Origin of the sequence: Loigolactobacillus bifermentans DSM 20003 (genome assembly GCF_001434575.1) — a bacterium.
Lineage (GTDB): Bacteria > Bacillota > Bacilli > Lactobacillales > Lactobacillaceae > Loigolactobacillus > Loigolactobacillus bifermentans.
In genome coordinates this window covers 89469-110232 of sequence record NZ_AZDA01000093.1, presented here as the reverse complement: position 1 = coordinate 110232, position 20764 = coordinate 89469, and the positions used below count along the sequence as shown (strand labels likewise).

Annotated in this window: 20 protein-coding genes; 3 read left to right on the top strand and 17 right to left on the bottom strand. The window is 44.2% G+C overall.

The window, feature by feature from the left end; all coding sequences use genetic code 11:
• Positions 1-11: 11 nt before the first annotated feature.
• On the bottom strand, positions 12-1307 hold the full coding sequence (hisS, locus tag FC07_RS11215) for a histidine--tRNA ligase (RefSeq protein WP_057905193.1): 1296 nt from the start codon (positions 1305-1307) through the stop codon (positions 12-14).
• A 345-nt stretch (positions 1308-1652) separates the two neighbouring features.
• Here hisS and FC07_RS11210 point away from each other — a divergent pair, with 345 nt between their 5' ends.
• On the top strand, positions 1653-2942 hold the full coding sequence (locus tag FC07_RS11210) for an N-acetylmuramoyl-L-alanine amidase family protein (RefSeq protein WP_057905192.1): 1290 nt from the start codon (positions 1653-1655) through the stop codon (positions 2940-2942).
• Between the two features lie 84 nt (positions 2943-3026).
• Here the strand turns inward: FC07_RS11210 and FC07_RS11205 are convergent, their stop codons facing one another.
• The 10 genes from FC07_RS11205 to FC07_RS11160 all read right to left on the bottom strand — a co-directional run bounded on the left by FC07_RS11205 (position 3027) and on the right by FC07_RS11160 (position 10807).
• Positions 3027-3353, bottom strand: a complete 327-nt coding sequence (locus FC07_RS11205) for an AzlD domain-containing protein (RefSeq protein ID WP_057905191.1) — start codon at positions 3351-3353, stop codon at positions 3027-3029.
• Entirely contained in the window at positions 3353-4126 is a 774-nt protein-coding gene (locus tag FC07_RS11200; protein WP_057905190.1) for an AzlC family ABC transporter permease, read from the bottom strand. The genes FC07_RS11205 and FC07_RS11200 overlap by 1 nt, the downstream gene beginning before the upstream one ends.
• A gap of 71 nt (positions 4127-4197) precedes the next feature.
• Positions 4198-4830, bottom strand: a complete 633-nt coding sequence (locus FC07_RS11195; RefSeq protein WP_083483296.1) for an HAD-IA family hydrolase — start codon at positions 4828-4830, stop codon at positions 4198-4200.
• A 91-nt stretch (positions 4831-4921) separates the two neighbouring features.
• A complete protein-coding gene (gene dtd / locus FC07_RS11190; RefSeq protein WP_057905189.1) occupies positions 4922-5368 on the bottom strand; it encodes a D-aminoacyl-tRNA deacylase in 447 nt (148 codons plus the stop codon).
• A 13-nt stretch (positions 5369-5381) separates the two neighbouring features.
• Positions 5382-7622 (bottom strand): RelA/SpoT family protein, encoded by a 2241-nt coding sequence (locus FC07_RS11185; protein ID WP_057905188.1) that lies wholly within the window; start codon positions 7620-7622, stop codon positions 5382-5384.
• 129 nt (positions 7623-7751) lie between these two features.
• On the bottom strand, positions 7752-8096 hold the full coding sequence (locus tag FC07_RS11180) for a hypothetical protein (protein ID WP_057905187.1): 345 nt from the start codon (positions 8094-8096) through the stop codon (positions 7752-7754).
• Positions 8097-8123: 27 nt separating this feature from the next.
• Complete coding sequence (locus FC07_RS11175; protein ID WP_057905186.1) at positions 8124-8900, bottom strand: 16S rRNA (uracil(1498)-N(3))-methyltransferase; 777 nt, start codon at positions 8898-8900, stop codon at positions 8124-8126.
• Positions 8901-9773 (bottom strand): 50S ribosomal protein L11 methyltransferase, encoded by an 873-nt coding sequence (gene prmA / locus FC07_RS11170; RefSeq protein WP_057905185.1) that lies wholly within the window; start codon positions 9771-9773, stop codon positions 8901-8903.
• Positions 9760-10437, bottom strand: a complete 678-nt coding sequence (locus tag FC07_RS11165; protein WP_057905184.1) for a DNA-3-methyladenine glycosylase — start codon at positions 10435-10437, stop codon at positions 9760-9762. Before FC07_RS11165 ends, prmA begins: the two co-directional genes overlap by 14 nt.
• Positions 10427-10807: a hypothetical protein gene (locus FC07_RS11160; protein ID WP_057905183.1), complete on the bottom strand. Its 381-nt coding sequence runs from the start codon at positions 10805-10807 to the stop codon at positions 10427-10429. Before FC07_RS11160 ends, FC07_RS11165 begins: the two co-directional genes overlap by 11 nt.
• 258 nt (positions 10808-11065) lie before the next feature.
• Here FC07_RS11160 and FC07_RS11155 point away from each other — a divergent pair, with 258 nt between their 5' ends.
• Positions 11066-12709 carry a phosphoenolpyruvate carboxykinase (ATP) gene (locus FC07_RS11155; RefSeq protein WP_057905182.1) on the top strand — a complete coding sequence of 548 codons (1644 nt, stop codon included), beginning with the start codon at positions 11066-11068 and terminating at the stop codon, positions 12707-12709.
• 224 nt (positions 12710-12933) lie between these two features.
• Here FC07_RS11155 and FC07_RS11150 read toward each other — a convergent pair whose 3' ends face one another.
• The 4 genes from FC07_RS11150 to nadB all read right to left on the bottom strand — a co-directional run bounded on the left by FC07_RS11150 (position 12934) and on the right by nadB (position 17521).
• Positions 12934-13977, bottom strand: a complete 1044-nt coding sequence (locus FC07_RS11150; protein WP_057905294.1) for an FAD:protein FMN transferase — start codon at positions 13975-13977, stop codon at positions 12934-12936.
• Positions 13978-14136: 159 nt separating this feature from the next.
• Positions 14137-15231, bottom strand: a complete 1095-nt coding sequence (nadA, locus tag FC07_RS11145; RefSeq protein WP_057905181.1) for a quinolinate synthase NadA — start codon at positions 15229-15231, stop codon at positions 14137-14139.
• On the bottom strand, positions 15228-16070 hold the full coding sequence (gene nadC, locus FC07_RS11140) for a carboxylating nicotinate-nucleotide diphosphorylase (RefSeq protein WP_057905293.1): 843 nt from the start codon (positions 16068-16070) through the stop codon (positions 15228-15230). Before nadC ends, nadA begins: the two co-directional genes overlap by 4 nt.
• 5 nt (positions 16071-16075) lie before the next feature.
• Complete coding sequence (gene nadB / locus FC07_RS11135; protein WP_083483295.1) at positions 16076-17521, bottom strand: L-aspartate oxidase; 1446 nt, start codon at positions 17519-17521, stop codon at positions 16076-16078.
• 96 nt (positions 17522-17617) lie between these two features.
• Here nadB and FC07_RS11130 point away from each other — a divergent pair, with 96 nt between their 5' ends.
• Complete coding sequence (locus FC07_RS11130; protein WP_057905180.1) at positions 17618-18697, top strand: cysteine desulfurase family protein; 1080 nt, start codon at positions 17618-17620, stop codon at positions 18695-18697.
• Positions 18698-18899: 202 nt separating this feature from the next.
• Here FC07_RS11130 and FC07_RS11125 read toward each other — a convergent pair whose 3' ends face one another.
• Together FC07_RS11125 and FC07_RS16225 are read right to left on the bottom strand one after the other, a co-directional pair.
• Entirely contained in the window at positions 18900-20291 is a 1392-nt protein-coding gene (locus FC07_RS11125) for an MATE family efflux transporter (protein ID WP_268888241.1), read from the bottom strand.
• 111 nt (positions 20292-20402) lie between these two features.
• The coding region (locus tag FC07_RS16225; RefSeq protein WP_338047637.1) for an ECF transporter S component at positions 20403-20764 on the bottom strand (362 nt) is incomplete at its 5' end.

The window sequence follows — 20764 nt, the reverse complement described above, 5'->3', positions numbered from 1 at the left end:
TGTCTACTCCTCTATTCTGCAGCTAATACCGTTTCATAAACTGCTTTAAAGTCTGTTGTGATCTGCGCAAATGGCACTGAGATTTCTGCCCCAGTGGCCATGTTTTTCAGATGTGCCGTGGCACTTTCTACTTCGCTATCCCCTAAGGTCAAGACGACCTTGGCGTTTAACCGATTTGCCGTTTTAAACTGCCCTTTCGCCTTGCGATCTAAATAATCCCGCTCGGCTGTAAAACCAGCCTGCCGAATTGCCTGGATCAGCTTAAGGTTTGCCCGTTGCGCAGCATCACCAATGCTGACCAAGTAAACGTCTAAGGCATGATCAATTGGCATGGCCACTTTGTCAGCGTCCATAATCAACAGTAACCGCTCAACCCCCATGGCAAAACCAAAGCCTGGTGTTTCAGGGCCGCCTAATTCGCTGGCCAAGCCGTTGTAACGTCCGCCGCCACAAACAGTCATGTATTGGCCGCCAAAGGCCTTCGAGTTTGACATGATCTCAAAAATCGTATGATTATAGTAATCTAAGCCACGTACCATGTTGGCATCAATTTCATAAGGAATGTCTAAATCGCCTAACAATTGTTTCACAGCTGTAAAATGTGCCGTTGATTCTTCATCTAGATAATCCAAAATCGAAGGTGCATCTGCAACAATGGCTTGATCTTTTTCGTCTTTACTGTCCAAAACCCGTAATGGATTTTTGTGCAGACGTTCTTGTGAATCGTGACTTAATTCAGCAAAATGTGGTTCCAAGAAATCAATCAACGCTTGCCGGTAAGCTTGCCGACTGGCAATATTCCCCAAACTATTAATGACTAATTTTAAATCTTGTAACCCACAGTGCTTTAAGAAGTCCATGGCCATGGCAATTGTTTCAACATCAACCGCAGCCTGTTCACTACCAAAGACCTCAACCCCAATTTGATGGAATTCACGCATGCGGCCTGATTGTGGCCGTTCATACCGGAACATTGGGCCCATATAGTAGACTTTAACTGGTTTTGGATGTTCTGGACCATACAGTTTATTTTCCACGTAAGCACGAACGACACCTGCCGTTCCTTCAGGACGCAACACAATGTGGCGATCCCCTTTATCGTGAAAATCATACATTTCTTTTGTGACAATATCAGACGTATCGCCAACAGAACGTGAAAAAACATCAAAGTTTTCAAACATTGGTGTGCGGACTTCGCTAAAGTGATAGCTCTTAAAAACGTTACGAGCTGTTGCTTCAACATACTGCCACTTTTCAGATTCTCCTGGTAAAATATCTGCAGTTCCTTTTGGCCGTTGGTAAGCCATCTTTCAATCTCCCTTCAGTGGTCAAGAAAAAAAGCCCCTGTCAAACGACAAGGGCGCAAATTGCACGGTACCACCTTAATATATAACTCAACCGCTAACGCTGGATTGCGAGGCAAATGCCTAACCTAAAGAAGTGTCGCTTGATCAACGTCCTTGAGCAGTTTTCAGCAGCCTGCCTCTCTTTGCAATTCTCGTTGATCAAATACTTCCCTACAGTTCCTATTGAGTTCGGTTTTAACGTTACCGAAAATTATATTGAAAGTCAAGTCTCTTCACAAGGATTCCACCCATTCAAAGCGTGAATTTGCTATAATGAATTTACCTAGAACAGATGGAGTGACAAACGTGGCGCAAAAATACAGCCAATGGCAATCTCAATTAATCCTTATCGGGCTTCTTTTGATCAGTTTGATCTTGGTCAGCCCCTCAGCACAAGCTGCAACATCCACTAAAACAATTACGATCGAATCCAATGTGGTCAATGTCCGGATGGGTCCTGGCCTTTCTTACGATACGATGGCACAATTAAAACGTGGCGAAAAGATTCACGTGATCACCAGTAAAAATGACTGGTATCAAGTTCGCTTAGACAATGACAAAATCGGTTGGGTGGCCAGCTGGTTATTACACAATACTGAAATTGGAACATCCACCAATCAAAAAGGCACGATGCATGAAACCATCTATGCCTACCTCAATCCACGTCGTAATAGCCAAACACTGGGAACCTTAACGGCTGGTGACGCTGTCACCATTGTTTACCAGCAAGGCGGCTGGTCGCAGGTCTTGTTTAAAAAAACGGTAGCTTGGGTCCCAAGTAACACCATTACAATTGATCAAACCGTGGCGAATACCCAAGATGTGGTTGATTCAACCATCAAAGAAATGACCGTGGCTTCCGAAAAAGCTAATTTACGTGATACCCCTTCTGTCAGCGGTACAATTGCTGAAAAGCTTAAAAATGGGGCAAAGCTTACCTACCTGGCGACCCACGGTAATTGGTATAAAGTAAAATCTCAAAACGGTACCACGGGTTACATTGCCAATTGGGTCGTTGACCTCACAAACCAAACGGCACAACAAAAAAAGATCACCAGCATTGCTGAAGCCACAATTGTCCTCGATCCTGGGCATGGTGGTAATGATTCTGGCGCCATTTCCAATAAAAAGACCTATGAAAAAACATACACTTTAAAAATGGCCAATGCCATTGCGAAGCGGTTACGCAAAGCTGGGGCGCGGGTCATTCTAACCCGTTCTCGTGACCGCTACGTCAGCTTAAAAGCACGACCGAAATTAGCACAAAAAGTCAAGGCTGACGCTTTTATTAGTCTTCATTTTGATTCAAGCAATCAAGACAATGAGGCAAGTGGCGTCACCACCTATTACTACCATAAGAGTCGCGATTTGAAACTGGCTAAAAATATCAACCGCGCTTTAAAATCATTACCGATCAAGCGCCGTGGCGTTGAATTTGGCAACTTCCAAGTCATTCGTACCAACAAGCGGCCAGCTGTTTTACTAGAATTAGGCTACATTAACGATAATCAAGATTATCACTATATTAAGAGTCAAGCCTATCGTACCAAAGTAGCAAATGCGGTTTACACCGGCTTAGCAAGCTATTTCAAATAAGCTTTCTGAAACGCCTGATCATCAAGGCGTTTTTTTTGCGGCCACCAAAAAAAGGACTAGCAATCTGCTGTCCTTCTGGAATGCCTAAAATAAATAGGCCAGTGTTAAAATTGAAATTAACCCAGCAACCACCGTAACCCCCATTGATTTTGTTTTCGCCGCAACGAAAAATACAATAATTGTTGAAATGATTTCTGGCTGATTGTCAAAATTGTAAGTGCTTTTTGATGTAATAAAAACATCTTTCGCAATCAAAGCGGTAAATAGTGCCGCTGGAATATACTTCATCCATTCATCAAACCATTTTGGAATCTGACGCTTTGAGAAATAAAGTAATGGAATCACACGCGGTGTAAAGGCAACCAGCGCCGCGAGGATAATCAGAATGATATAATCCTTAGTGGTCGACATTAATCCTGATCATCCTCCTTCGCCATTCCCTTCATTTGTCCCCGACGTCGCAGTCGAATACTCGTGAGTAAGAATGGCTTCTTTTTCCCCTCTAAGGCGTGTTCAACCAAAAAGCCGGCAAATGACGCAACCAAGGTTGCAATGACTAAGCCCATGGTGCTCTTTAACAGCAACATCAAAATAACAGCTAAAATACCGGATCCCAATGATACCAGTACAGATAACCAGTTTTTGATCTGCATGACCAACATGTAGCCAAACAACGCAGCAAGCGTAAAGTTGACGATACTGACATTAAAATGAATCAAGTTACCGATCGTTGACCCCACCATATTACTAACCGTCCAAAACAACAGCGAATAATGGTTCACCATAACGGCTTTATGGCCATTCCACTTTTTATCAGTTGCAAATTTTAAATAATTGATCGCATAGTTTTCGTCATTCATTGAACTTGCAAAATAAATTAAAAATCCTAACGGTTCTTTACGTAGGTATGGTGATAAACTCGCCGATAAAAGCGCATACCGCAATTCCAGGAATAACAACATAATCAGCACCTGTAACATTGGTGCGTGAATTGCTAGCATTGACGCTAGCAAAAATTGTGCCCCACCAGAAAAGACTAAAATCGAAACAAGTCCCGTTAATAAAATATTAAAGCCAGATGTATGCAATAAAATCCCACAAGCTAACCCAATCGGAATATAGCTTAAACACAGCGGCATCGCAATTTTCAAGACATCAAGCCAAGCCTTATTTTCTTTTTCCAAAAGAATGCCTCCAGATATTAGCAAACAAAACCCTTGTGATTATAACATATCTTATTGATTGTTTCGTAATCTTATTTTGTATTCTGAAAATAAGGAATTAAATCAGAAAGCTGCTGAATTGTAATGGTTGCCTGTGACACATTATGGAACCCATCAATATCATAAAAACAGGTTTTGACCCCGGCATTAATGCCTGCTTGTACATCAAGCAAACGATCCCCAACCATTAGCGTTTGGGCGCGAGGCAAATCATACTTATCGACTAAATAATTTAATGATTCTGGATCCGGTTTACGTTTAAACGCCTGATCACTCGTTACAAAGTCCGTAAATAAATCCAATAAGCCATCATTTTTTAAATAAGCAAGCGCTGACCGGTCGCGATGGGTCAGCAAGAAATTTTGGCCGCCAGCTGCCACAACAGCTTGACATGCCTCAAGCGCACTGGGTAATGGTTGTGGTGCGCTTTGATATTGTTGCTCTATGTCGTGATAATGTGCAACTAATGCTGGTGCAGCAAGTTGTTGCTGTGCAGCGTATTTTTCCAATACACCATGCACTGACCCTTCTTTGATTGTTCGATAAAGTTCTTGTCGATCAAAGGTGACATTGATCTCTTGTAATGTTTGCGTTAAAGCTTTCATAATGGCCGTATAAGTATCATACAACGTTCCATCAAAATCCCAGACCACACCTAAATACACGTACTTGCCACTTCCTTTTCAAAAACATAATTCATTGCGACACTGCGCACTTTTAAGCATACCGTTTTTTGAAAACTCTGTAAATCATTTTCTAACGTTGTGCAGAATCAAAAATAATCGTCACAGGTCCATCATTGACCAGACTAACTTGCATATCAGCACCAAAATGACCAGTTGCAACCGGTAATCCAGTGGCAGCAAGTTTTTGATTAAAGCTTTGGTAACATTGTTCTGCAAAAGCAGGCGCCCCTGCTTGGCTAAAACCAGGGCGATTACCGTGTTGTGTATCCGCATACAGCGTAAACTGTGATACCGATAAGATGGCACCGGATACTTGTTGAATGTTTAAGTTCATTTTGCCATTTTCATCTTCAAATACCCGCAAATTAGCGATTTTATGAACATAAAAATCTAAATCAGCTTCAGTATCCTGATCCGCAAATGCCACCAGCAACAAATACCCTTTTTTAATTTGACCGACGATTTGATGGTCAATTGCGACTTGGGCAGCAGCAACACGTTGTAATACCACTCGCATTTAAAAGACTCCCTTATTCCCCAGCCCGTTTAACACTATAAACATCTGGAATATTTTTAATACTATCGATCAAGCGGGTTAAGTGGCTTAAGTTTAAAATCGCAACGGTAACGTGAATAGTCGCCATATTATCGTGATCCACTTTACCACTAACAGACGTTAAATTTTTTGTTTGTGCATTTAACGTCTGTAACACGTCTGTCAAGAGGCTCGAACGATTATAACCGTAAATTTCTAAGTCAGTATCATAACTTGTTCCACGATTAGCGGTATCTTCCCAAGCCACATCAATGAGCCGGTTCACAGTATCACTGGCGCCTAACACATTCGGACAATCAGCACGATGAATGGATACCCCACGACCTTTGGTCACATAACCGACAATTTTATCACCAGGTACTGGATTACAACATTTGCTTAAATGGACCAGTAAATTATCAACACCCTGAATCACCACGCCGCCTTCATGTTTGATTTTTAACGGTGCAGGAGCTTCCTTAGGGTGATTCTTGGCTTTAACAGGCGTGGTGGTTTTTTCAACCAGCACTTCTTTGGCCTGTTGCGCTTGTGCCGCTTTTTCACGTTCTTTACGCGCCTTTTCAGTCAACCGATTGCTGACAATCAGTGGTGACAATTCACCATAGCCCACCGCCGCTAACAGCTCTTCTTCAGTATTAAAATTAAAACGATTTAAAGATTTTTGTAACACATTGCGACTTAAAAAGTCTTTTGGTAAAAAGCCCATGTCCGTTAACTGACGCTCTAACATATCGCGGCCTTTTTCAATATTTTGTTCGCGATCCGCCTGTTTAAAGAAGCGTTTGATCTTATTACGCGCTTTGCTGGTATTTACTAAATTGATCCAATCACGGCTAGGGGTTGAATTCGGTGACGTTAAAATATCAACAATATCACCATTTTTAAGCTGATAATTTAAAGGCACAATTTTGCCATTGACCTTGGCACCCACCGTTTTATTACCGACCTCTGTATGAATGGTATAGGCAAAATCAAGTGGTCCAGAACCTTTGGATAACTCGTAAACATCGCCTTTAGGGGTGAACACATAAACCCGGTCTGAAAAAATGTCGCCTTTAACGCCTTCCATAAAGTCGGCTGCGTTAGACGTTTCATCCCCTAATTCCAAAATTTCTCGGAACATGTCGATTTTATGTCCATTCGAGTCATACTTCACTTCATCCCGTTTGCCTTCTTTGTAGGCCCAATGTGCGGCAACCCCATATTCAGCCACTTGATGCATTTCTTCCGTTCGAATCTGAATTTCCAACGGCCGCCCTTGGGGTCCAATCACAGTGGTATGCAACGATTGGTACATATTGGCTTTAGGCATCGCAATATAGTCTTTAAACCGGCCTGGCATTGGCTTCCATTTGGTATGGATCGCCCCTAAAACGGCGTAACAATCCTTAATTGAATCTACGATCACACGAATGGCAAGCAAGTCATAAATTTCTTCAAATTGCTTATGCTTATCACGCATTTTTTTATAAATAGAGTAAATATGCTTTGGGCGACCATAGATCTCATATTTAATATGAAATTCCTTAAGTGCCACTTCAATTTTATCGATTGCTTCATTAATGTACGCTTGCCGTTGGGTCCGTTTCGAGTTCATTAAATGAACGATCCGATAATATTGTTGTGGGTTTAAATAACGTAACGCAATATCTTCAAGTTCCCATTTAAATTGACTGATCCCTAATCGATCCGCCAACGGGGCGTAAATCTCCAAAGTTTCGTTTGCGATCCGCCGTTGCTTTTCAGGCCGTAGGTGTTTCAGCGTACGCATATTGTGCAACCGATCGGCTAACTTAACCATCACCACACGCAAATCCTTTGCCATGGCTAAAATCATCTTCCGATGGTTTTCAGCCAGTTCGTCTTTGTGTGCGACGTACTGGATCTTGCTTAATTTAGTCACGCCATCCACGATCACCGCAACATCTTTCCCAAACAGCTCATTTAAGTCGCCTAACGTAATATTGGTATCTTCTACCACATCATGCAAAAAGCCTGAGGCCACCGTCTCAGGATCCATTTTCAACTCTGCTAAAATCGCTGCCACCTGAATCGGATGAATAATGTAAGGCTCACCCGATTGGCGGAATTGATTACGATGCACGTAGGTTGCAAAATCCAGTGCACGTTTAACAAACGCAACATGTTCTTGATTCATGTACGTCTGCACCAATTCCATAATATCAACTGCCGAATAAATTTTATCGTCAGGCATTTCCCCACACCCTTTAATCAATTAATGTAGGCATTCACCCACAATTCTGACTTTATAAAAATAGCACGATAACGTCACAAACGTAAACGTGCTTGTTTCTAATCTACTTAAAATTATACTGAACCCACGCTATTTTGCAACCGGTGCTGGCTTGCGCAAACCGTAGCTTAAATAGCTGAGACACAGGTAAATCGGTGCGAACCAGTAAGCATAGTGACCGTAAAAGACGTATACGCCTAGTGTAAAGAGCACTGGAAAAATCAAAATCAACCAAACTGGTTGACGCTTTCGTGCAACTAAATAGCCAATCGTCACGGCAGTAATCATATTGATCACAATAAATAACCAGATAATCCGCACCACATGACTAATGCCAATCGTACGTGATAAATAAGGTAAAATAAACGCTAATAAAAGACTGATCAAACCGTATTTGACGCTGGGTCGCGCTAAAAAGTATCGTAATTTTTTCAAAGACCGACGCCTCACAAATTTATTTCTTTATTCTGAATATGCTGATTGTACCACGGGTGTTTGTAATTCCAAAATGGTTGACAGCGCACTTAAATAGTACATTGGTGCTGTTTCGGCTCGTAAGATACGCGGGCCTAGTCCAACGGTTGTAAAGCCAGCAGCATTTAACTGCGTGACTTCCTGTGGTGCAAAACCACCTTCGGGACCAAAAACCCCAATCACACGCTGCCCCGGCTTTAATTGCTGGGTCACTTGCACCAGTTGGGCCGTTTCACCAGCCTTGGCAGCTTCTTCATAGGCTACCACACCCTGATCCTTTGGCAACTGGCACAAGGCCGTCACATTCTTTTGATACCTGACTTCGGGCACCACTAATCGATGTGATTGTCGGGCCGCATCACGGGCAATTTTTTGAAGACGTTCTAATTTTTTAACCTGTTTTTTCGGGTCCCATTTGGCAATGGCATACGTGCTTGCAAAGAACACAAAGGCTTGTGCCCCTAGTTCTGTGCCTTTCTGAACGATCCAATCCGCTTTGTCTTTTTTGGACAAGCCGCAGGCGATGGTAACCGCAACTGGTAGCTCACTGTTAAACGAAAGCTGTGCGATCAACCGCGCTGCAACAGTTGGTGTGGTTTGCGTTAATTCAGCGACATAGGCTTGTTGGTGTGGAAAAACCAATTCTACTTTGTCCTTTGGTGCCATCCGCATCACACGCACAATATGATGCGCGATCTCCCCCGTTAACGTCACAGTGGTGCCTGGCGCAGCGGTCATGGCTGTATCAATAAAATACCGCTGCATTTAATTTTCCTCCTGAGTGGCAATTAAGGCAAACCAATCACCTGTATTTAAAGTTGTCACGACCTTTAACTGGTGCTTCGCTAAAGTCGCCTTAATCAAATCGACCTTATCCGCAATAATGCCGGATAAGATCAAATGGCCATTCGGCTTTAACAATGGCACTGCCTGTGGAATCAATGGCACAATAAGCTCTGCCAAAATATTAGCAACAATCAAATCAGCCGGTTGTTGAATACCCGCCAACAAATCATTGGCCTGAACTGAAATCGCTTGGGCAATTGGATTTAATGCAAAGTTGGTTTGCGCAGATGCAACTGCAACCTCATCGACATCATAGGCATAAACAGGACCGACCCCAAATTGTTTGGCTGCAATACTGAGTACCCCTGAGCCAGTCCCCACATCTAACATGGTTTCACCGCCACGCACCTGCATTTCCAAAGCCGCCAAGGCCAGTTTGGTCGTCGGATGAGTGCCCGTTCCAAAGGCCTGACCCGGATCGAGCCGAATCACCTGCTCCTGCGCCTGTTGCGGCTGATAGGCTTCCCAACTAGGCGCCACCGTTAAATAACGGGTCAGCCGAACAGGGTGATAATATTTTTGCCAAGCAGTTGCCCAGCTGTGATTATCGACTGCTGCGGTGGTTACTGTTGCCGCCCCAATCGCAAGTCCATATTGTGGTAAAGCTTGAATCCGTTGCTGAATTTGTGGTAATAATTCTGGTACAAAAATTGTTTCTGGATAGTAAGCAGTGATTTTGCCTGCATCCGTTGCATCTAATGCCACACCACTGGCACCAGCTTCCATTAAAATATTTGTGACCGCCTCGCTAGCTTCATTAGTGGTGGCCACCTTAATTTCAGTCCATTCCATACTGTCCCTCATTCTTCATATCATCCTGACGCCAACCTTGATTTGATTGACAATCGCGTTTTGCTATTTTTGACACATAGGCATTGCCTGCCACATAAAAGCGTAGCGGCGCTGTCGTCCATTTGGCCTTATGTGGCACACCGATGCGACCAGAAGTTGCAATCCGTTGGGGCCAACGTCGTTGTTGACAATCCAAACTTAACGTTCCGGTATTATACAAGGTCTCATTTAACGTCAAGTCTTGAATGCCTAGTGCCTGCATCAGTTTGCCCGGTCCATTGGTCAGCTGCGGTGTTGTTGCAGTTAGACCACGATGCGCTGCCATGATGTTTTGTCCGAAACACGGCTCTAACCCACGAATCAAAACACCCTGTGGCACATTGACAGCTTGCGTGATCACGTTTAATAAAAACTGACCATATATCGAATAAATGTAAATCGTCCCCGCTGCTGCATAAAGGGCCTGATTTGATTTTGTTCGCCGACCGGCATAAGCATGCGCTGCTTGGTCCTGTTGGCCTAAATAGGCTTCAGTTTCCACAATATAGCCTGCTAACACACCTTGTGCCGTTTGGTAACGCAACTGACAGCCTAATAAATCACGGGCAACTGTTACGGTATCGCGTGCTAAAAATTGTTTCAGCGCCGTTTGACTAGTTGCCATGAGTTGCTTGACCCCAATACATAATGTCTAGTGTATCATCTGGATACTCATAAAATTCAATTCCTAGGTCTTCGATCGACTGATTAAGTACATCATAATATTGTTTGGTATCCAACTTTTCTGGATGTAGCATCCGCGCATACAAGTATTTGGCCATTTGTTCCCGCAACGCACGTTTAGGTGGCGCAGGTGCGGTAAAGACAAAGGTTAAAAACAACAACTCAGATGTTGCATGATCAAAATCTAATCGTTGAATGGGATAACCACCAAAATCACCATCTGCCAAAATTCCTTTTGTAAAGGCCGCCACATCGGTTTGGCTAAATTTAGTTGCATCAAAAAATAGATGCCAAGTCTCAACTTGAGCCACAGGCCCACCTCTTTCACTAAAATTACTGAATAATCTTATTATGCCATATTCATGCCAGTGCAACCAGTCTTAGTCGTCGCGATTACCGGATAATAGTTTAACGATTTTAGCTTAAATCAGCCTTAACCGTCAGCTGTTAAACCGGCTAGTTGTTTAAAATCATGTTAAAATTAATGTAAGCGAATTCTTAAATAAAAAATCGCCATAAACCAGCACCTACATCCATTCTCAAAAACTGCCTATCAGGAGGAATCGCCTATGACCACACAACAATTTTTCTCAGAAGCTCAAATTCGACGTCATAATCCACTATTTTCAGCAACCCGAACGACCATTGAAACTGCTTTTTACCAAAATAATATGACTGCTGTGCAAGATCTGACAACGGCCTATCAACTTGCCGCGCACGCACCCAATACCATTGTCACTGATTTACCAATTTATCAAGCCGCTAAATTAGGATTACCGGCTGACGCCAAAATGCTAGTCGACAATCATGGTGCTGTTGTCGGTCGAACAGCTGCTGCACGTCATATTTTAACGGCACCGAATGACGTTAATGCCCCTTTCGTAAAGCTATTACGTGAAGCAATTTATCAAGGCCATTCACAAGCCTTTTATCAAACTGAGGTCGTGGTCGGGCTTGCGCCAAGCTTTATGGTAAAGGCCCACCTTGCCCTGCCAAAAGGCTTTGAAGCAAACTTGCTTTCGTACCTTTTAAATTTCCAAGTGTTCACAACCGATTATGCTATCCAATACGCCACCTCACAGGCTTATCCAGAAGGTGATCTGTATCTCTATGCGGATCCCAATTTTCACCATCCAGACTATCCGAACGGCTTAACCTTATTTGATCCAGTCCACAATTGCGCTGCCATCCTAGGGTTGCGCTACTTCGGTGAATTAAAAAAAGCAACGTTAACATTGGCTTGGGCTTTAGCACACCGCAACGGTTTTGTTGCTTGTCATGGTGGTGAAAAAGCCTTTCATTTTAAAAACCGATCTGATCAAGTCTTTGCTATGTTTGGGCTATCAGGCTCCGGCAAATCAACCTTAACCCATGCCAAACACCAAGGCCACTTTGATATTACCGTTTTACACGATGACGCCTTTGTTATTTCCAAAACTGATGGTCATTCTGTGGCACTCGAACCGGCCTATTTCGATAAAACAAACGACTACCCAAGTGGAACGCCTGAAACCAAATATTTCATGACACTCATGAATGTGGGGGTCACGGTCAATCAGCAACAACAAAAAGTGCTGGTTACAGAAGACCTGCGTAATGGCAATGGCCGCACGGTTAAATCACGCTTTGCCTCTACCAACCGTGTCGATGAAGAGCCTAGTAAGATCAATGCCATTTGCTGGATCATGAAAGATGACGCCTTACCCCCAATTGTCAAAGTCAATGACCCGACCCTGGCAGCTGCCTTTGGGGCAACCTTGGCGACCAAACGCTCCTCCGCTGAAAATTTGGTTGGCAATGTTGATCGAACTGCTTTGGTCATTGAACCGTTTGCCAATCCGTTTCGAGTTTACCCACTATCCGAAGACTATGCAGATTTCAAACAGCTATTTGAGCAACAGCAAGTGGCCTGCTACATTTTAAATACCGGTCAATTTCAAGGTCAAGATATCCCGAAAGAAGTGACACTTGCTGGTCTGGAACAAATCGTTCAACGGCAAATCACCTGGCAACCCATTGATTCACAAGCCCAGTTAAGTTGGGCGCAACTCCCTGAATTTCCACTGCATACACTGTCGGCCCAGGCAAAACAACAACTTCAGCAGCATTTACAGTTTCGCTTAGATTGGCTTACCGATTATCAAACACAATCAACTGATTCTTTGCCAACTGAATTAGCAGCCAGTTTGGCAACGCTGCAACACCACCTTTAACCTTGCATGAAGGCGCACTCATTTCATAATGGGTGCTTTTTTGTATATTATGCATTTTTAAAAATGCATAATATACATTCTTTTGATTTACATAATTTAATTTATGTCAACAACAATTTCGATGCTTCTTTATATTCTGAAATTACCCACGGCAGGTACAAGCTGCAACTTGGCACAAAAAAACAGCCTATCAAAGCGATAGGTTGCCTCTTTTTTAGCACATACTATTCAGTTGCGGTTAATTTGCTGGGATCTCCTAACTGATAGTTTGTTTTTTGATTCAATTTAAATTTATGCTTTAAGCCATTGCTTAAATAAATCTTTTTATCCTTCGTGACAAAGATGGCCTGGATTTTTTGGTCGTGTTTGGCATTAATATACGCCAAGCCGGCCTTCACCCCTTTGTTAAAGGCAGCGTTTGACAACGCATCCCCGTCTACTGAATTTGGTGAGACAATGGTGACCCCTGCTAAATTATTGTCATAAGGGTACCCTGTTTTATGGTTCATTAAGTAAATATACGTGTGCCCATTCTTCTTCAAATACTGCTCGTAAATACCAGCTGTTACAATCGACTGATCAACTGCTGGAATCGAACCTAAGGTTTTCCCACGTGATTTCACAGGATCCTGAATGCCCACTGTCCATGGTCGAGTTTTGCCTAATGGTGAATGCCCCATTACAATAATATTACCGCCTAAATTAATAATGGCATTTTTAACCCCGTTTTGTCGAAAGACAGTTCGCACTTGATCTGCAATATAGCCTTTTGCAATTCCCCCAAAGTCCAACCGCATCCCTTTTTTCTTCAGGAAAACGGTTCGATTCTGCGCATTTAAGACAACATCCTGATAATTGACTAACGGTAACGCCTGATCAATTTCAGACTGCGCTGGAACACGTGCACCAGGTAAACCGATTTTCCATAAATTGGTGATGGCACCAATCGCCATATCAAATGCGGCGTCTGAGTCTTGACTGTAATACAGCGCCTTTTCCATCATTGGCCACATATCTGCGCTAACCTTCACGGGGCGAATGCCGGCGTAACGATTGACCCGATTTAATTCCGACTTGGCCTTGGTCGTGCTCGCCTCATTATCTGAACGATGAATGCGCGCAAAACCTTTCGCAAGCGCAGCCTTTTTCCCTCGATTGTAAATTGTCAGTGTACAAATCGTGCCTAAAATAAACTCACTTTTGGTATAAGGCTGCTTCAGTATTTTGTCTGACGCCTGTTTTTTAGGCGCACAGGCCGTTAAAACCATCGGCAGTAGCAACAATAACACACTCGCAATAATTGCCTTTTTCTTAATTTTCAAAATGTCAAAATCCTCCAACAGATAATAGTCTTATTCTAATTGAATGCCATTTCAAAGACAACTACCGCCTCACAAAAAAAGATGTCAACCGACATCTTTTTAGGCCTAGCTTAACATTAACATCCGTTGTAACGCCGACAGTGACTTTTCAGTGGTTTCCGGATCGACTTTGATCTGATTCGGCACTTGTCCTGCCACTAATTGATCGAGGCACCATGCTAAATGTGGCAGTTTGATGCGATTCATCGTCATACAGGCACAGGCGATTGGATTAATAAAATCAATTTTTTGTGGCAGTGTGGCTTGCATACGCTGAACTAAATTGTGATCCGTGCCTACAGCCCAATGCGTCGCTTGTGGTGATTGTTGGACCGTCGTCATGATCTTATGTGTGGAGCCAACCACATCTGCGGCTTGAACCACCTCATAAGCACATTCCGGATGCACAATAATTTTAATGGCTGGGTCCTGCACGCGTAATGCTTTAATTTGCGCAACGTTAAACTGCTGATGAACCGCACACCAACCCTCCCACAAAATAATCCGTGTGGCTTGGTCTGCTTGCCCTTTAAACTGGCCTTGGGTCGGATCCCATAGCACCATTTGTTCAAGAGGAACGCCTAATTGATAGGCTGTATTACGGCCTAAGTGCTGATCTGGCAAAAAGAAGAGCCGTTGTTTTTGGGTGAACGCCCATTGCAATACCTTTTCCGCATTCCCAGAGGTGACGATCACACCACCGTGTTCCCCAACAAAAGCTTTAACCGCTGCACTTGAATTAACGTAGGTCACTGGCATCACTTCATCAGGATAACGTGCTTGAATCGCTTGCCAAGCAGCTGTTACCTGATACATATTCGCCATGTCAGCCATTGAACAACCGGCATTTAAATCGGGTAAGATCACCTGTTGATCGGCCGCCGTTAACATGTCTGCTGTTTCAGCCATAAAATGAACACCGCAAAAGACGATGTAATCTGCCTGATGGTTTTTAGCCGCTAATTGGGCCAGCTGTAATGAGTCCCCCACAAAATCGGCCTGGGCAACGATCTCATCTTTTTGATAATGATGGGCTAATAATAATAATTTTGAACCGAGTTGTGCTTTGGCAGCTTGAATATGCTGTGTTAAAGTTGCCGGATCAAGATTTGCATAGCTTGCTGGCAATTGCGTTTGTTGAAATTCAGATAAAAGTGTCATGCCTTGTCTCCTTTAATGCTATTAAAGCTAATATCCAGCGCTTGTACTGAATGCGTTAAATAGCCGAGTGAAATATAGTCCACGCCACAACCTTTAAACGTCGCTAAATTAGCCGGCGAAATCCCGCCGGAAGCTTCGGTTAGAATCCCTTGATTGTAAGGTAGGTAAGTCTGAATCTGATCAGGTGCTAAGTTATCTAACATAATCACATCAGGCTGCGCAGCGACGGCTTCCTTAAACTGAGCCAAAGATTCAATTTCAACTTCAATTTTGATCATATGGCCATTATGTTGGCGTGCTGTTTTAATGGCAGCCGTAATCCCACCTGCAAAAGCGATATGATTATCTTTCAACATGATGCCGTCATCCAACCCCATGCGATGATTAAAGCCGCCGCCTTGGGTCACGGCGTATTTATCAAACAGCCGTAATCCTGGCGCTGTTTTGCGCGTATCACAAATCCGAATCGTTGGATCTGCCAGCGTTTGAACCGCCTGATAAGTGGCGGTGGCAATGCCACCCATGCGTTGCCATAAATTTAAGATCAGCCGTTCCCCTGTTAATAGCGTCCGAATCGGACCGGTCACCTTGGCTAAATGTGTACCTGCAACTTGATAACTGCCTTCAGTGACCAACGGTGTAAATGTGACCTCACCGCCTAACAACTGATACACCAGTGGCGCGATCCATAAACCACACACCACCCCATCAGCCTTTAATAAGAAAGTGCCGCCGCTACAAACGGTTGCGTCAAAAATGCTATCGCTACTGGCATCTCCCCGGCCAATATCTTCATTTAAAAAACGTTGTAAATCGGCTTTCGCTTGCATTTGATTGATCATCCTTAAGCATCCTTTCTCGCATGCGCCCCTAAACTTTTAGGCCGTTTTAGTGCCGCCTGAGCGATGGCTTCGGCTGCAAGACATAAATTAGCCTGCTCCACCGCCTCAGCTGTATAGTCAGCAGGCAATTGCCAATACTGATAATGCTGTAACCACGCTAGAAAATCCGTTAACCCCGCACCACTGCGTTGAATGCCCAGTAATGCCCAAGCCTTTTCTTGCAGCTGCGTGCGTTCTGGTAGCTTAAATGTCGTTGTTTCCGGCGGCGTGGGTACTGGTGTAGGCGGTGTCGTTGGGGCTGCTAAAATAGCAGCGGCGACCCGCTTCCCATAAACCAAGCATTCTAACAGCGAATTGCTAGCCAACCGATTCGCACCATGCACCCCTGTGCAGGCGGTTTCGCCAACGGCATATAAATGCGGCATCGATGTTGCACCGTTAGTATCCGTTTTAACGCCCCCCATCATAAAATGGGCCCCAGGCCGCACCGGAATCAATTGGTTTTCACGAAATGGCACTTGATGTGCATCTAAGTTCGCAGTGATCTGTGGAAAACGTGTTTCAAAATTCGGGATTTTTTCAATTGATAAAAAGACTTGGTGTCCTGCTTGATAAGCTTGTGTTAACACACGTGCTACCACATCCCGTGGTGAAAGATCTTGTTGCGGATAGGCCGCCATTAACCGGTGCCGATTTTCGTCAATCAAATACCCACCGGCACCGCGGACTGCCTCAGAAATCAAGCCATAGCATTTCCCCTTAATCGTCAGCAATGTGGGATGAAATTGCACAAACTCCATATCTGCTAAGGCAACGCCAGCGCGTCGGGCCAATGCCATCCCATCACCAGTTACCGTAATATCATTCGTTGTTAACGGGTAAATACGACCTAAGCCACCAGCTGCCAACACCACCGCATCTGCCGTATCCGTTTGTAAGTGACCTTGTGGGTCGAGGTACTGAATACCGACACACCCGGATGCCGTCTTTAGGAGCGCTGTTACCATACAATCCTCTCGCCAAGTCACTTGTTGTAATTGTTGGTGCATAAAAAGTGTCACATATTTCCCAGTTTGATCCCCATGACAGTGCAGAATTCGTGGCCGTGCATGGGCCCCTTCCAAGCCATACTCAAAATGACCGGCCGCATCCCGATCAAATTGCATCCCGTTTTGAATCAGGGCCTGCATATCCGTGATACCATCCTGAACCAATACTTTAGTAGCGGTTGGATCATTATGCTGGACCCCGGCTTTCAAAGTGTCATCGTAATGAGATTGCCAAGTATCGCCAGGATCAATGGCTGCCGCAATACCGCCTTGAGCCAGCATCGAATTACAATTCTCACGTTTTCGCTTTGTGTAGATCACCACCTGACACGCCTGTTGTAAGTAGTACGCGGCCTGACTGCCAGCAAGGCCGGCACCGATGATAATAACTTTTTTCATGTTGAAAACTCTTTTCTCTACAAGTAGTCTAGTGTCTTGACATATAAGTGTCCTTATTTTAGCATAGGTGTCAAGACATATCCAGGAGAAAAACAAATGCCCTATTTTGACTTTGCTGCAACGACACCGATGACGCCGGCAGCCCTTAAAACATACTTACAAACCGCCCAACAATTTTTTGGGAATCCTAACAGCCCACATCCAATCGGTGAGAAAGCGGCTGCCTTATTAGCTCATTGCCGTCAACAATTAGCCACACAATTAGCAGTGCCTGCCGAAAGCCTGATTTTCACCTCTGGCGGCACTGAAGCGAACCATTTGGCAATTGCATTAACGGTTCGCCAACTGCCGCCAAACCGCCGTGACGTGCTGATTAGCCCTTTAGAACATAGTAGCTTTGCCCACGAGCTAGCAACCTACCCAGAACTGACTATCAAAACCTTGCCACTGAATCACGGCCAAGTAACGCCAGCCATTTTAGCCCGCGCCTTAACACCTGCCACAGGTCTCGTCATTATTCAGCAAGTCCATTCGATTACTGGACTCATTCAACCCATTACGCCACTAGCCCAGTTGGCCCGCGCAAATGGTAGCTATTTTCATTGTGACTGTGTACAAAGCTTCGGCAAGGTCCCGCTCCCCCAACAGGTCACCAGTTGGAGTTGTGCTGGCCATAAATTAGGCGGGCCTAAAAGCTGTGGTCTTTTATATTTGGCGCCAACCGTTCCTTTTACCCCCTTATTACCCCACGTTAGCCAGGAACATGGTTTCCGTCCAGGAACCGTTGATGTGCCAGGGATTGCTAGCTTTACCACAGCGGCCCTCGCCAGCCTAGCGCACCAAACGGTACAATGGTCACAATTTGAAAACCTGAAACAACAATTACAACAAGCACTACCGCACTGGCAACCAGCAGTGACCAACACGACCTATCCTGGTATTATCGGCCTGTTAGCCCCGCATGCACTTGGGACAACTGTATTAGCAGCTTTAGCGGCACAAGCGATTTGTATTGCCACCACCTCAGCCTGCAATAGTCAAGGTGAGGTGGATCCCAGTTTATTGGCCCTAGGCTTTACCAAAGCCCAAGCACAACATTTCATTCGAATTTCGTTAGGTGCGACGACCACCGCTACAGAAATCCAACAATTGGCCCAAGCATTACAACCATTTTAAACTGCAAAAAAGGGCATTGATTGGCATCACGGCATGAATTGCGGACAAACTTAGCAACAATTTCCAATAAGTCACAAAAAATAACCATCAAAGTGGTGAAATAAGCCCACTTTGATGGTTATTTTACAGTTGCTATCCTGCTTTAAAATGCGATTATTTTATTTTTCAGTAGCCTATTGGCCCAGCAGTACCCCTTTTTTAATCAATCGGACCGCTGTTGCTGCGCAGCTTCACGCTGACGAATCTGTTTCATCGTATGAAAATACACGTTGATCAAAACAAAAACCGAGCCCAGCCAGGCTAATGGGTTCGCCATCGAGGCACCTGCAAACCCAAAATGCGTCACTAAGACTAAGCCTGCAAAGGCCCGCATCAACAGTTCAAACAAGCCCGCCACCGTTGGCACCATGGTTTTACCTAATCCTTGCAACAGGTTTCGCATGGTAAACAGAATCGCTAATAGCCAGTACATACTGGCATTAAAATGAAAATAGGTTTGTGCCAAGGCCGTTACCGCAGGTTGTTTAGGCCCTAAAAATAAGTTCACCAACGGTTGGCCAAACGTAATAATCAAAAGGCCAAGTATTGCTGAAACAGTCACATTTAAGACTAACGTTTGATGGACACCTTTACGAATCCGGCCAAACTGGCGTGCACCCAAATTTTGCGCGGCAAAGGTGGCCATGGCTAATCCAAATGAACTGGCCGGCAAGGTGGCCAACTGATCAATGCGCCCAGCCGCTGTATAGGCCGCCACTGCATTGGTGCCTAGTGTATTTAACATCACCTGTAAAATCACAGCACCAATAGCAATAATCGACATTGAAAACCCCATTGGCAGCCCAACATTGATATGGCGCCGAATCGCCGCCCAATCCAGACCCATATCCTGCCGGCGTAAGACCAGCATCGGAATATGCCGCTTAATATAAAGCCAACATAAAATGGCCGAACAAAATTGTGCGGTTACAGTCGCCCAACCAGCGCCGGCAACGCCCCAATGAAAAACAAGAATAAAAATCAATTCCAAAATAATATTTAAAATCGTTGCAATGATCAAAAAGAATAAAGGCGTGCGCGAATCCCCCAAGGCCCGCATCATATTGCTTAACAAATTAAAAGCCATTGCAGCAGCAACCCCAATAAAAATCACACGAACAAATGCCACAGACTGATCAATGATTGCTGGTGGTGTTTGCATCAACGTTAATAACGGTCGCGTCATGGCAACAGAAACCACTGTTAAAACCACGGTTAGGCCTAAACTGATCCAGACACTGGTCCCAAAACTTTTACGCACCCCACGTTCATCTCGTGCACCATATGCCTGTGCCGTTAAAACAGATAAGCCTGTGGTAATTCCTTGCGCAAATCCAATAATCAAGAAATTAATACTCCCCGTTGCCCCAACAGCTGCCAACGCATTCTTACCAATGGTTCGGCCAACGATCAAAGCATCCATGAAACTATAAAGTTGCTGAAAAAGATTACCAATCAATAACGGGATGGTAAACAAAACCACCCGTTTAATTGGACTCCCGGTTGTAAGTGAATGCAAAATACCCCTCATTTCGACGCCAAAAAAGTCAAACAACTGCGACTATCTTACCGCGGTTTCACTTTCGTGTCATGTTTTTATGACATCAAATCAGATAAAAACCGCCGCATGCACTGGGCATTGCGACGGCTAACGATTTGTTTTTAATTAATAAACGTGCTTGGTTTGCTTAGGGAGTACCTTGCGCGATAACCATGGCAGTAACTTCGCGTAAGCAATCGAGAACACAATACTGACGAGAATCCCTTTGATCAAGTTAAAGGGCACGATCATGGTGAAGACCATTTTCAAAACCGTTCCATTAATTTGGAAACCGGAGAATTTCAGGTACATTGGTAATAACACAAAGACATTGGCCAATGACATGAAGACGATCATCAATAAAATCCCAGTTGTGAAACCTAATAGCCGGTTCTTTAAGCTTGGTAACCCATTTGGTGTTTTGCGCTTAAAGAAGTAATAAACTGGCAGGGTGAAGCACATCGCTGCCAAAAAGCTCCCAATATCGC